Genomic DNA, 12744 nt, shown 5'->3' on the forward strand with positions numbered 1-12744 from the left:
CCCTGTCCGGGGCGGCCCCGTGCCGTGCGGGGGCGCTCCCGGGTCGGCGGGCCCGGACTGTCACACCCGCTCCCGTAGACTTTCCCGGTGGCCGGTCGGATCAGGGACGAGGATGTGCAGGCGGTGCGTGCCGCCCTGCCGATCGACGCCGTGGTCGGCGACTACGTGCAGCTGGCGGCCGGCGGCGGCGCGCAGCTGAAGGGCGTCTGCCCGTTCCACGACGAGAAGTCGGCGTCCTTCTACGTGCACCCGGGCAAGGGCGTCTTCCACTGCTTCGGCTGCGGCGAGTCCGGCGACACGATCACCTTCCTGATGAAGATCGAGCACTGCTCGTTCGCGGAGGCGGTCGAGCGGATGGCCGCCCAGGCGGGCATCACCCTGCGCTACGAGGAGGGCGGCTACAGTCCGCGCCACCAGCAGGGCGAGCGGACCAGGCTGGTCGAGGCGCACAAGGTGGCCGCTACCTGGTTCCAGGAGCAACTGGCCACGCCGGAGGCGGAGATCGGCCGCCGCTTCCTGGCCGAGCGGGGCTTCGACGAGGCCGCCGCCAAGCACTTCGGGGTGGGCTACGCCCCGGTCGGCTGGGAGCACCTGGTGCGCTTCCTGCGCGGCCGCGGCTTCACGGACAAGGAGATCTCGGTCGGCGGCCTGGCCTCGCAGGGCCAGCGCGGCGGCCTGATCGACCGCTTCCGGGGCCGCCTGGTCTGGCCGATCCGGGACAGCTCGGGCGACGTGGTGGGCTTCGGCGCCCGCCGCCTGCGCGAGGACGACAACGGCCCGAAGTACCTGAACACCCCCGAGACGCCGCTCTACAAGAAGTCGAACGTCCTCTACGGCATCGACCTGGCCCGCAAGGAGATCGCCAAGTCCGGCCGGGCGGTGGTGGTCGAGGGCTACACCGACGTGATGGCCTGCCACCTGGCGGGCGTCACCACGGCGGTCGCCACCTGCGGCACCGCCTTCGGCGAGGACCACATCAAGATCATCCGCCGGCTGCTGATGGACACCTCCACCTACCGCGGCGAGACGGTCTTCACCTTCGACGGCGACGCCGCGGGCCAGAAGGCCGCCCTGCGCGCCTTCGAGGACGACCAGAAGTTCGCCGCCCGCACCTCCATCGCCATCACCCCGGGCGGCATGGACCCGTGCGAACTGCGCCTGGCCCAGGGCGACGAGGCGGTCCGCACCCTGGTGGACAACCCCGTCCCGCTGTTCGAGTTCGCGCTCCGCTCGGCCGTCGCCCGGCACCGGGTGGACACCGCGGAGGGCCGCGCCGCCGCCCTCGAAGAGGCCGCCGGGATCATCGTCAAGATCAAGGACCGCTCGATCCAGCACGAGTACGCGGTCCAACTGGCGGGCATGGTCGGCATCCTGGACGAGCGCTTCGTGGTCAACCGGATCGCCCAGCTGGCCCGCTGGCAGCGCGAGAACCAGCAGAACGGCCAGCAGCGCACCCTGCGCCGCCCCGACGCCGCCCAGCCGCCCGCCCGCCCCGAGCGGCCGGTGTTCCGGCTTAACCCGCGCGACCCGGCCCAGTTCGTCGAGCGCGAGCTGCTCAAACTCGCCCTCCAGCACCCCGAACTGGTCAGCCCGGCCTTCGACCAGTACGGCGAGGACGAGTTCCCCACTCCGCCCTACCGGGCCGTCCGCCGCGCCATCGGCCAGGTCGGTGGCGCCGCGTACGGCGCGGGCCTGCCCGACTTCACCGCCGCCGTCCGCGAGGCCAGCCCGGACGACCAGGTGCGCGGCCTGGTCACCGAACTGACCGTCGAGCCGATCCGCTCCCGCCGCAAGGCCGACCAGCTGTACGCGGGGGAGTTCCTGGTCAAGCTCCGGCTGCAGGCCGTGGACCGCCGGATCGACGAGGTCCGCGCCCACCTGCGCCGACTCGGCGACCGGGCCACCGCCGAGCAGCAGCACCCGGTGCAGAGCGAGCTGTGGGCCCTGCAGCAGTACGGCCAGCAGCTCCGCTCCCGCGGCGCCGCCGCGCTCTGACCCGGCGTCGACTCGCGGCACCGGCCCGCCCGCCGGGTGCCACCCGGCCACCTCGCCGCCGCTCGCAGGTGCCCGGGCCCGCCGCGCTGGGTATCCCCTCGGGTGTGGCGCGGCAACCCCCAGGCCGCGCGCGGCCCCTGGAGGGATGCCCGTGGAGCTTTCCGTTGCCCGCCAGCCCCGGACCGGCCCCGCCCGGGACACCGCCATCCCGCCCCAGCCCGGCCCGCCCGACCCCGAGCACACCACCGGCCCCACCCCCCAGGGCCCCGCCGCAGCAGACCCCGCCCCCGAAGACCCCACCGCCGAGGAGCTCGCCGACGAGCCGCCGGAACCCGCCCTGGACGAGGGCACCGGTCCGGCCGCCGACCTGCTGCGCCAGTACCTGCGCGAGATCGGCCGGATCCGGCTGCTCACCGCCGTCGAGGAGGTGGAGCTGGCCCGCGCCATCGAGGCCGGCCTGTTCGCGGAGGAGGCGCTGGACCGCGTCCCGGGCGCCGACGAGCGCCTGCTCGGCGACCTGGACCGGCTGGTCGTGCTGGGCCGGATCGCCAAGCGCCGCCTGATCGAGGCCAACCTGCGCCTGGTGGTCTCGGTCGCCAAGCGCTACGTCGGCCGCGGCCTGACCCTGCTCGACCTGGTGCAGGAGGGCAACCTGGGCCTGATCCGGGCGGTGGAGAAGTTCGACTACGCGCGCGGCTACAAGTTCTCCACCTACGCCACCTGGTGGATACGCCAGGCGATGAGCCGCGCCCTTGCCGACCAGGCCCGCACCATCCGGGTGCCGGTGCACGTGGTGGAGCTGATCAACCGGGTGCTGCGGGTGCAGCGCTCGCTGCTGCAGGAGCGCGGCGTCGAGCCGACCGCCGCCGAGGTAGGCGAGGCGCTGCAGCTCTCCCCGGAGCGGGTCCGTGAGGTCCTCAAGCTGGCCCAGGAACCGGTCTCGCTGCACACCCCGGTCGGCGAGGAGGACGACGTCGCCCTCGGCGACCTGATCGAGGACGCCGACGCCGCCTCCCCGGCGGAGAGCGCCGCCTTCCTGCTGCTGCGCGAGCACCTGGAGGCGGTGCTGGCCACCCTCGGCGAGCGCGAGCGCCAGGTGGTCCAGCTCCGCTACGGCCTCGACGACGGGCGGCCCCGCACCCTGGAGGAGATCGGCCACCTGTTCGGCGTGACCAGGGAGCGGATCCGCCAGATCGAGGCGAAGACGCTCGGCAAGCTCCGCGACCACGCCTTCGCCGACCAGCTCCGCGGCTACCTCGACTGACCCGCCGCGCCCCGCCCGCCACAGCCCGGACCAACCCGCCGTGCCTCGCCTGCCACAGCCCGGACCGACCCGACCCGGACCGACCAGACCCGGCCGGCCCGTCGGCAGCCGGCGCGGCTCAGTGGTGGAAGCCGCTGCGCCGGGGCATCCCCAGCTCGCTGAGCGGCGCGGGCTGGCGCTCCAGCTCTGGCAGCAGCCGCCGCAGGTCGGCCAGCAGCAGGTCCGCCAGGTCCCGGGTGAACCCGTTGCGGCAGACCACCCGCAGCACCGCCAGGTCGGTCCGCCCCTCCGGGAAGCTGTACGCGGGCACCTGCCAGCCGCGCTCGCGCAGCCGCCGCGAGACGTCGAACACGTCGAACGGGCAGCCGTCGGTGGTGGTGAACGCGAACACCGGCAGCTGGTCGCCCTTGGTGATCATCCGGAACGGCCCGAGCCCGGAGATCTCCTTGACCAGGTACCCGGCGACGTCCCGGCAGGCCTGCTGGACCGCGCGGTACCCGGTGAACCCGAGCCGCAGGAACGCGTAGTACTGGGCGACCACCTCCGCCCCCGGCCGGGAGAAGTTCAGCGCGAAGGTCGGCATCTCGCCGCCCAGGTAGTTGACCTTGAACACCAGCTCCTCGGGCAGCGCCGCCCCGTCCCGCCACAGCGCCCAGCCCACGCCCGGGTACACCAGGCCGTACTTGTGGCCGCTGGTGTTGATCGAGGCCACCCGGGGCAGCCGGAAGTCCCACACCAGCTCCGGGTCCAGGAAGGGCGCGACCATGCCGCCGGACGCCCCGTCCACGTGCACCGGCACGTCCAGCCCGGTGCGCTCCTGGAAGGCGTCCAGGGCGGCGCAGATCTCGGCGATCGGCTCGTACGAGCCGTCGAAGGTGGAGCCGAGGATGCCGACCACGCCGATGGTGTTCTCGTCGCAGTGCGCCACCGCCTCCTCGGCGCTCAGGTGGAAGCGCTCGCCCTCCATCGGGACCAGCCGCGCCTCGACCTCCCAGAAGTTGCAGAACTTCTCCCAGCAGACCTGCACGTTGACGCCCATCACCAGGTTCGGCCGGGCCCCGGCCGCGTACCGGTCGGCGTTGCGGGCCGTCCAGCGGCGCTTGAGCGCCATCCCGGCGAGCATGCACGCCTCGCTGGAGCCGGTGGTCGAGCAGCCCACCGCGGCCGCCGGGTCGGGCGCGTGCCACAGGTCGGCGAGGATCGCCACGCAGCGCCGCTCCAGTTCGGCGGTCTGCGGGTACTCGTCCTTGTCGATCATGTTCTTGTCGCGGCACTCGGACATCAGCCGGTCCGCGTGCTCGTCCATCTGGGTGGTGACGAAGGTCGCCAGGTTGAGCCTGGCGTTGCCGTCCAGCATCAGCTCGTCGTGGATCAGCTGGTAGGCGACGTCCGGCGGGACCGGCACCTGGGGCAGCCGGTGCAGCGCCGGGGCGAGCTGCATCGCGCCCAGCGGATCGGTCAGCACGTGCAGCGGGCTGAACGGCAGCCTGCGCTCCTCCTCGCCCTGTCCCTTGTGCAACGCCATGGCGAACCGTCCCTCCAGTCGTGGAACCTCCACGGTGGCACCGGCCCACCACCCCCGCACCCGCACCTGCGGCGACCGGGGCCGGACAGGGCCGGACGAGGCCGGGCGGCGGCGGTCAGGAGGCGGCGGTCTCCGGGTGGTGCTGCTCGCGCAGGGACGCGAACTGCTGGCGCACCGCGCCGCCGACCGCCAGGTCGTGCTCCTGGTCGGGGGCGAGCACGGTCAGGTCGGGCAGCTCCCAGTGCGGGGGCTCGGGCGTCCCGGCGAGCGCCCAGGCCGCCTGCCGGGCCGCGCCGCGCGCCGCGTGGTCGCCGCCCGGCGGGGGCACCACCACGGGCAGCCCGAACAGCTGCGGCGCGATCTGCTGCACGGCGGGCAGCCGTCCGGCCGTTCCCAGCAGGAACACCCGGTTCACCGCCACCCCGTGCCCGCGCAGCACGTCCAGCGCCTCGGCCAGGTTGCACAGCATGCCCTCGACGGCGGCCCGCGCCACGTGCTGCGGCGCCATCGACTCGGCCCGCAGCCCGGTCAGGGTGCCCGCCGCGTGCGGCAGCTTCGGGGTCCGCTCGCCGTCCAGGTACGGCAGGAAGACCATCCCGTACGCGCCGGGCGAGGACTGCAGGGCCAGCTCGGACAGGCCCTCCAGGTCGGTGCCGAGCATCGCGGCGGTGGAGCGCAGCACCTGCGCGGCGTTCAGGGTGGCCACCATCGGCAGGTGCCGGCCGGTGGCGTCCGCGAACGAGGAGACCAGGCCGGACGGGTCGACCACCGCCCGGTCGTGCACCGCGAAGATCGTGCCGTTGCCGCCCAGCGAGACCACCGCGTCGCCGAGCCCCAGGCCGAGGCCGAGCGAGGCGGCCATGTTCTCCCCGGTGCCGGCCGAGATCAGCAGCCCCTCGGGGGTGTGCCCGGCGGGCTCGGCCGGGCCGAGCACGTCCGGGACGGACAGTTCGTGGCCGAGCGCCAGCTTGACCAGGTCCTGCCGGTACTCGCCGGTGACCGGCGACCAGTAGCCGGTGCCTGAGGCGTCGCCGCGGTCCGTGGTGCGCCGCTTCGGGCCGCCCAGCAGCTGGGAGACCAGCCAGTCGTGCGGCAGCAGCACCTCGGCGATCCGCTGCGCCGACACCGGTTCGAACTCGGCCAGCCAGCGCAGCTTGGCGATGGTGTACGTGGGGCCCGGCACCGCGCCGATCGCCTCCACCCAGGGCTGCGGGCCGCCCAGCGCGTCCAGCAGGGCGGCCGCCGCGCCCGCCGAGCGGGGGTCGTTCCACAGCAGGGCGGGCCGCACCAGCACGCCGCCGGCGTCCAGCCCGATCAGGCCGTGCTGCTGGCCGGAGACCCCGATCGCCCGGACGCCCTCCAGCAGGCCCCCGGCGGCGGCGTCGCCCAGCGAGTGCAGCCAGCTCTGCGGGTCGACCTCGGTGCTCCGGGCGTCCTCGCCCTCGGGCAGCGGGTGCGGGGCCCGCCCCTTCCGGAGGACGGCGCCGGTGTCGGCGTCGCACGCGACGATCCGGGTGCGAGTGGTGGAGCTGTCGATGCCCGCGACGATGGCCATGCCGAGATCATGCCGCAGTCGGCGGCCGGGGCGGGCCCGACTGCCGCAAGTGTTGCCCAGTCGGTACCGGAACCACCCCGTCCGACGACCGCCCGCCCCCGCTCGACCGCGTCCGCCGGCTCAGGGGCGGACGGTGCCCCAGTCGTCGTCCCCGCCGTGCTGCTTGGCGAAGTACGGGACGCGGTCGGTCAGCGCGTTCGGCAGCTTCTCGCCGACCTTGTCGGCGACCGCCCCGGCGGCCTTCCCGGCCACCGCGCCCGCCTGCTGCTTGGCCTTCCCGGCCGCGTCCTGCACCCGGGGGTTGTCCCGCACCTGCCGGGCCGCGCCGGCCAGCTGCTCGTAGCGTTCGCGCCCGGCCCGGGTACCGAGGACGTACCCGATTCCGAGGCCCACGATCAACGACACCTTCCACATGCCTGGGTTCCACCCTTCGTTGCCGCGCGATTGTGTGCCGCGTCTACCCGTCCGGCCGGGCCGTGAACCGCCCTGCCGGTGGCGGGTCCGGGCCAGCCGGAGCCGCCGTGCACCAGCATCCCCGCCCGCACCGCGGCGCGCGCGCGGGGCACGCCGGTCCGGCCCGCCGCGGGGGCGGGCCCGAGGTGGGGGAGCGGGCCGGGCAAAGCGATTGGCGGAACACCCCCCTGAGTGCGCTAATGTATGTCCCGCAGCGAGCACCGTGGGCCCCGGAGCGATCCGGAGACCGGGGTGGGCGAGGCGGAAGCACGATCCTCCATAGCTCAATTGGCAGAGCAGCCGACTGTTAATCGGCAGGTTATTGGTTCGAGTCCAATTGGAGGAGCACGGTCCCCCATAGCTCAATTGGCAGAGCAGCCGACTGTTAATCGGCAGGTTATTGGTTCGAGTCCAATTGGGGGAGCTTCACCGGAAGTCACGGTGATCGGTACAGAGCGAAGGCCCTTCGGCGAGACCGAGGGGCCCTCGTGTTTTCCCCGCCGGTCCGACCGGTCAGGCCCGGCCGACCGGCCCGGCTCAGCCGGTGGCCCGCCGGTACAGGTCGGCGACGTGCGCGTCGAAGGCCACGCTGTACGAGGTGTCCGGGCTGTCGCCGCCCTCCTGGTGGCCCCCTATCACCCCGACCAGCCGGCCCGCGTCGGTGATCCACGGACTGCCGCTGGTGCCGTTGGTGAACCCGCCGCAGTCGAAGCGCTGCTGGGTGGCGCTGTACGAGGAGGTGCGGGCCCGGCAGGTGATCGGGGCGTCCTGCTCGTTGGGGTAGCCGGTGACGGTGACGTCCAGCCCGAAGCCGAGGCCGGTGCCGAGCGTGTCGGCGCCCACCGCGTCCTCGATCTGCCGGCCGTCGACGGGGGCGACGGAGAGGAAGGCGACGTCGTGGTCCTCGTCCTGCTCGTCCTCCCACTCGGGGTCGAGGGTCGTCCTGGTGACCGGCCACGTCCCGTGCGGGGTCCGGCCGTCCCGGTAGCCGGGGACGAACACCAGGCCGTCCACCGGGACGCCGCCGGGGGCCGCGCAGTGCGCGGCCGTCACGATCAGGTTCCGGCCGGGGCTGTGCACCACGCCGGCGGTGCAGTCGCGGGCGCCTTCGGGGCCGTCGACGAACAGTGCGCCGATCCGGTCGGCGGCCGGGCCGGGGGTGGCGGGGCGGGCGGTCGGCAGCGGCCCGGAGCCGGCCCGGGCGGCGGTGCCGCAGCCGGTCGCGGCCAGCAGCAGGGCCAGCGCGCCGGCGGCGGCCGGGAACGGGCCGGATCGGGGGGAGGTGCGGGGCACCGTCGCTCGCTTCTGCTCGGCGGCCCGCCCGGGGTGCCGGGCGGCGGTCGCAGCAAGGTCTACCAGGGCCCGCGCGGGCCGGGCAACCGGCGGCCGGCGGCCGGACCCGGAGTCCGGGGGCGCCGTCCGGCGAGGGGGCCGACGCGGTGTCACGAGCCGCCGGACGCCTGCTGGTAGAGCGCCCGCACCTGGCTGCCGAAGTAGCTGCTGTAGGAGGTGTCGGCGGTGTCGCCGCCCTCCTGGTAGCCGCCGATCACGCCGACCACGGTGCCGGTGCGGGTCGTCGGGTCGAGCCGGGTGACCCAGGGGCTGCCGCTGGTGCCGCCGGTGTAGCCGGGGCAGTCGATCCGCAGCTGGGTGGGGCTCTGCTCGGTGGTGGTGTTGCTGCAGGTGATCGGCTGGTCGGCGCTGCTCGGGTACCCGGTGACCTTCACGGTCAGGGCGTAGCCCGGGTCGGTGCCGAGCCGGTTGGCGCCCAGCACCTCCTGCACCTGCTGCCCGTTCTGCGGCTGCACGGTGGCGAAGGCCACGTCCAGGTCCTGGTTGCCGCTGCTGCGCCAGGACGGGTCGACGGTCACCGCGGCGAGGGGCCAGACGCCGGACGGGGTGTCGCCGTCCCGGTAGCCGGGGACGAACACCAGGTCGGTGCGGGTCCGGCCGGTGCGCGGTTCGACCAGGCAGTGCGCGGCGGTCAGGACCAGGTTCCGGCCGGGGCTGTCCACCACGCTGGCGGTGCAGAAGTGGTCGCCGTCCGGGCCGTGCGCGAACACCGCGCCGACCCGGCTGTTCAACGGTGTCGGCGCGGCGGTGCGGGTCGTCCCCCGGTGCTTGTCGACCGCCGTGCGCAGCCGCTGCCGGCTCCAGCCGTGCGCGGCCGGGGCGCCGGAGGAGAGCGTGGCCGGGGCCGACGGCGAGGGGCCGTCCGCCGGGCGGCCGGCGGAGCCGCACCCGGCCACCGCCGCGACCAGGACCGCCGCCCACGCCGCCGCACCCGCGGACCGCTTCATCCCGGTCACCCGCTCCCGCTTGCGCCAACCCGACGACCAAGCGTCACCCGCCCGTGGAGGGGCCGCCACTGACGCGCCGCCACCACCAGCGGAGGGCCGGCCGACCGGGGCCGCGACCGCCCGCGACCGCCCGCGACCGGGCCGACACGCCGTGCGGACGGGCGGCGGGGCCGGGCCTCCCCGGATGCGCCCCTGGCGCGCAGCACGGGTGATCGACCGGCTATGCTGCCGAGGGCGGCCCTGAGTGGCCGTCTGCTGCTGCCAGGACCGCTTCGTCGGTTCCGGCGGGTCGAGTCGGGGGGCGGTAGCTCAGCCGGTTAGAGCAGGGGACTCATAATCCCTTGGTCGTGGGTTCGAGTCCCACCCGCCCTACCTCGGCCGCTGACGGAGAGTCAGCCGGCCACGCCTCCTGCGACGGCGAGACGCCCGGTCGCTCGAGCTCCGAGCGTAGGATACGCCCCTTTCCCGGCCCGCGGTCGCCGCGACACGTCCGGGTCCCCCGAACGGTCCGCGGGCGCCGGCCGGTGCCCCGCCGCGGGAGGCCGCTGCGGCTCGGCGGGAGCGGTGGGGCATCCCGCTCGACGCGGCGCCCGTCCGTATGCCAATCTGTGCGGCGACATTCGATGTCGGGGGGATGGGAAGACCTGTGACCGCGTCAGCGCGTCGCGGCGTCCGCAGTGCTGCCGGAACGGCTCCTGCGGGCGGTGGGCGGGGCTGCGGCCGGTCGGGGGTCGGCGCGGATCGTGCGAACGGGGCGTCGGGGGCGGCCGGTGTCCGGGCGTCGCGGGCGAGTCCGTCGCCGTCGGGTCCCGGTCGTCCGGACATCGCCGGAGACTTCACCGAATCGGCTCGACGGAACGTCAGTTCGAGTGCCAAGCTGTGCCGGTTCTCATCCACGGAGAGTTCAGCCATCGTGCGTCTGCGCCAGTCCGCCGCGCTCACCGCGGCCGCCGTCACCGCCCTGATCGCCGTACCGCCCGCCGCCGTCGCGGCGGACGACCCGGCGGGCACGCTCCACGTCAACAACAGGTCCACCACCTGCACCGATGCCGGCAGCGGTACGGCCGGCCAGCCGTTCTGCACGATCTCCGCCGCGGCCCGCGCGGCGCAGCCCGGCCAGACGGTGCAGGTCGTCCCCGGGTCGTACGCGGAGACGGTGCTGATCACCGGATCCGGCACGCCGGACAAGCCGATCACCTTCGTCGGCACCGCCGGAACCGACCGGACCGCGGTGCACCCGGTGACCGGGGCGAAGAGCGCCGTGGTGCTCTCCGGTGTCCACGACGTGGTGGTGCGGGGCTTCTCGCTCTACAGCAACGACTCCGCCGGCAACACCGCCCCGCTGGTGTCGGCGGTGGACTCCTCGCGGGTGGTGCTGGACCGGATCCGGTACGCCGGAGGCGCCGGGTCGGGGGCCGTCCGACTCGCGGGCGCCGGCGACCACATCACGGTCAGCCGCAGCGTGTTCGCCGCCAGCGGCGGGCTGCGGGTCGGTGCCGGGGTGCACGACTCGCTGATCACCGCCAACGAGTTCAACGAGACGGCCTCGGCCGCGGTCTCCGCGGTGGACGCGCCGAACACCGCGGTCACCGGCAACAGCATCGCGTTCTCCTGCGAGGAGAGCGTGCGGATCGACGGCGCCTCGCCGGGCGCGGTGGTCGAGAACAACGTGATCACCGCCCAGTACCAGGGCGAGACCGGCTGGAACAGCGCGTGCGCCCGCACGCCCGACAAGCGCGGGGAGACCGAGGTCTCGGTCTCGGCCGGGTCGGTGGCCGGGTCGAAGGTGGACTACAACACGGTGCACCCGTGGTCGGACGCCTCGGCGTACACCTGGGGCGGCACCTCGTACCGCACCGCGGCCGGGTTCGCCGCGGCCCAGCCCGGCCAGGCCGCCCACGACACCGACTACGACGTCCCGTTCAACCGGGACTACACGAAGCCGCTGGTGCTGCCGGAGTCGGCGACCGCCGCCATCGACTCGGCCGACCCGGACGCACCCGGCGTGGACACCGACCTGCTCGGGGTCAGGCCCACCGACGACCCGGCGGTCGCCGGCACCGCGCCGAACGGCGGGGTGCGCGACCGCGGCGCGTACGAGCTGACCGGACAGACCTCGGTCGGCGTCCAGCTGAGCGCCGACGTGCCGACGCTGCAGGGGCCGGCGCCGTTCACCGTGCAGGTGACCGCCAAGCCGGTCAACACCTTCGGGCTGGCGCAGGCCGACTACCTGTTCGACTTCGGCGACGGCACCGACCCGGTGCGCTCGACCCGGCCGACCGTGACGCACACCTTTACCAAGCCCGGCAACTACTACGCGGTGAAGGTCACCGCGACCGACGTGCAGGGCGGCCAGGTGCAGGGCACCTCCAACGTCCCGCTGCTGGTCAAGGAACCCGGCGACGTGACGGCGGCCCTGGAAACCCCGATCGACGGGGCGCTCCGGATCCAGGTCACCACCCGGGCCGCCTCGCCGTACGCGATCAGCAAGGTCGACGTGGACTTCGGCGACGGCAGCCGCACCGCCACCGCCCCGGGGGCCGTCGCGTACCACCAGTACGCCGCGCCCGGGAACTACACCGTCACCGGGACCGTCACCGACGAGGGCGGGCGGACGGCGGTGGTGAAGAAGACCGTCACGGTCGCCAGCGGCGGGTACACGCAGTCGCTGCAGCCGGGTTCGCGGGTGCAGGTGGTGGGCGTGCCGACGAGCGGCCCGCTGTACAGCACGGGCGTGAACTACGGCAACGGCGGCTGGCAGCCGTGGCTGCCGGTGCCGCAGGCGGGTGCGGGCTTCACGGCGGACCAGGTGTCGTCGTTGGCGTCGGCGACGACCGCGGACCAGTACCTGCGGGTGTTCGCGCTGGTGGGCGGGAAGGTCTACGGGGCGGACCGGAACCTGGGCCCGGCCGCGGGCGGACTGGGCCAGGGGCAGTGGACGCCGTGGAAGGAGGTCACCGGACCGGGGCCGCTGGTAGGCGTCACCCAGCTCTCGGCGGCGTCGATCGGCAACAGCACCCACCTGGTCGCCGTGGCCGGCGGCCGGGTGTACGAGGCCTCCGGCGACCGGGCGGCCGGGGTCTGGTCGAAGTGGGGCGACATCACGGCCGAGGTCGGACTGCCGACCGGGGTGGCGGGCATCGCGGCGGGGACGACCGACAACGTCCTGCACGTGGCGGTGCTGGGTGCGGACGGGCACCTCCGGGTCGCGGACGGGGACTACACCCGGGGCCGGTGGAGCGCCGGCGACGTGACCGCCGGCTACGGCGGCCCCGGCAACATCGTGCAGGTGGCCGCGGCGTCGACGCCGGGGTCCCGCTTCCACGTGGTGGCGCTGACCGGCCAGGGCCGGGTGCACGAGATCACCGGCGACTACGCGGCGGGCTACTGGACCGGCTGGGGCGACATCTCCGGCGCCAGCGGTCTGGACCCCGTCCGGCAGGTGGCCGCGGCGTCGACCGGCAACACCATCCGACTCTTCGCCGCAGCCCCCGGCTACATCGTCTACACCGTCACCGGTGACTACACCGCCGGGCGGTGGAGCTCCGCCTCCAACGTCTACGACACGGCCGGCAGCACCTCGGGGATCAACGTCCTCACCGCAGCGGGCCTCTGATCCACCACTCCGGGCGGGCGCGTGCCCGCCCGGAGC

8 protein-coding genes and 3 tRNA genes are annotated in these 12744 nt (G+C 74.5%); 6 read left to right on the plus strand and 5 right to left on the minus strand.

Annotation, left to right across the window (positions count from 1 at the left end; translation table 11 throughout):
• Window positions 1-87: 87 nt before the first annotated feature.
• Complete coding sequence (dnaG, locus tag EDD39_RS13290) at window positions 88-1995, plus strand: DNA primase (protein WP_123555810.1); 1908 nt, start codon at window positions 88-90, stop codon at window positions 1993-1995.
• 145 nt (window positions 1996-2140) lie between these two features.
• Window positions 2141-3259 (plus strand): RNA polymerase sigma factor, encoded by a 1119-nt coding sequence (locus tag EDD39_RS13295; protein ID WP_123555812.1) that lies wholly within the window; start codon window positions 2141-2143, stop codon window positions 3257-3259.
• Window positions 3260-3377: 118 nt separating this feature from the next.
• Here the strand turns inward: EDD39_RS13295 and gad are convergent, their stop codons facing one another.
• The 3 genes from gad to EDD39_RS13310 all read right to left on the minus strand — a co-directional run bounded on the left by gad (window position 3378) and on the right by EDD39_RS13310 (window position 6732).
• Entirely contained in the window at window positions 3378-4784 is a 1407-nt protein-coding gene (gene gad, locus EDD39_RS13300) for a glutamate decarboxylase (RefSeq protein ID WP_123555814.1), read from the minus strand.
• 115 nt (window positions 4785-4899) lie between these two features.
• Window positions 4900-6339 carry an FGGY family carbohydrate kinase gene (locus tag EDD39_RS13305; RefSeq protein WP_123555816.1) on the minus strand — a complete coding sequence of 480 codons (1440 nt, stop codon included), beginning with the start codon at window positions 6337-6339 and terminating at the stop codon, window positions 4900-4902.
• A gap of 120 nt (window positions 6340-6459) precedes the next feature.
• The gene (locus EDD39_RS13310) at window positions 6460-6732 is read right to left on the minus strand and encodes a hypothetical protein (protein ID WP_123818482.1); all 273 of its coding nucleotides are present in this window, start codon (window positions 6730-6732) and stop codon (window positions 6460-6462) included.
• 333 nt (window positions 6733-7065) lie between these two features.
• Between EDD39_RS13310 and EDD39_RS13315 the strand changes: the two genes are divergently transcribed.
• Window positions 7066-7138, plus strand: a tRNA-Asn gene (locus tag EDD39_RS13315).
• A gap of 5 nt (window positions 7139-7143) precedes the next feature.
• Window positions 7144-7216: transfer RNA gene (locus tag EDD39_RS13320), tRNA-Asn, on the plus strand.
• Window positions 7217-7329: 113 nt separating this feature from the next.
• Here EDD39_RS13320 and EDD39_RS13325 read toward each other — a convergent pair.
• Window positions 7330-8085 (minus strand): trypsin-like serine peptidase, encoded by a 756-nt coding sequence (locus tag EDD39_RS13325; protein ID WP_123555818.1) that lies wholly within the window; start codon window positions 8083-8085, stop codon window positions 7330-7332.
• Window positions 8086-8234: 149 nt separating this feature from the next.
• Window positions 8235-9092, minus strand: a complete 858-nt coding sequence (locus tag EDD39_RS13330) for a trypsin-like serine peptidase (protein WP_123555820.1) — start codon at window positions 9090-9092, stop codon at window positions 8235-8237.
• A 298-nt stretch (window positions 9093-9390) separates the two neighbouring features.
• Here EDD39_RS13330 and EDD39_RS13335 point away from each other — a divergent pair.
• Both EDD39_RS13335 and EDD39_RS42045 read left to right on the plus strand, forming a co-directional pair.
• Window positions 9391-9464 (plus strand) — tRNA-Ile (locus tag EDD39_RS13335).
• A 541-nt stretch (window positions 9465-10005) separates the two neighbouring features.
• The gene (locus EDD39_RS42045) at window positions 10006-12708 is read left to right on the plus strand and encodes a PKD domain-containing protein (RefSeq protein ID WP_162870009.1); all 2703 of its coding nucleotides are present in this window, start codon (window positions 10006-10008) and stop codon (window positions 12706-12708) included.
• Window positions 12709-12744 lie beyond the last annotated feature (36 nt).

This window comes from Kitasatospora cineracea (genome assembly GCF_003751605.1).
GTDB lineage: Bacteria > Actinomycetota > Actinomycetes > Streptomycetales > Streptomycetaceae > Kitasatospora > Kitasatospora cineracea.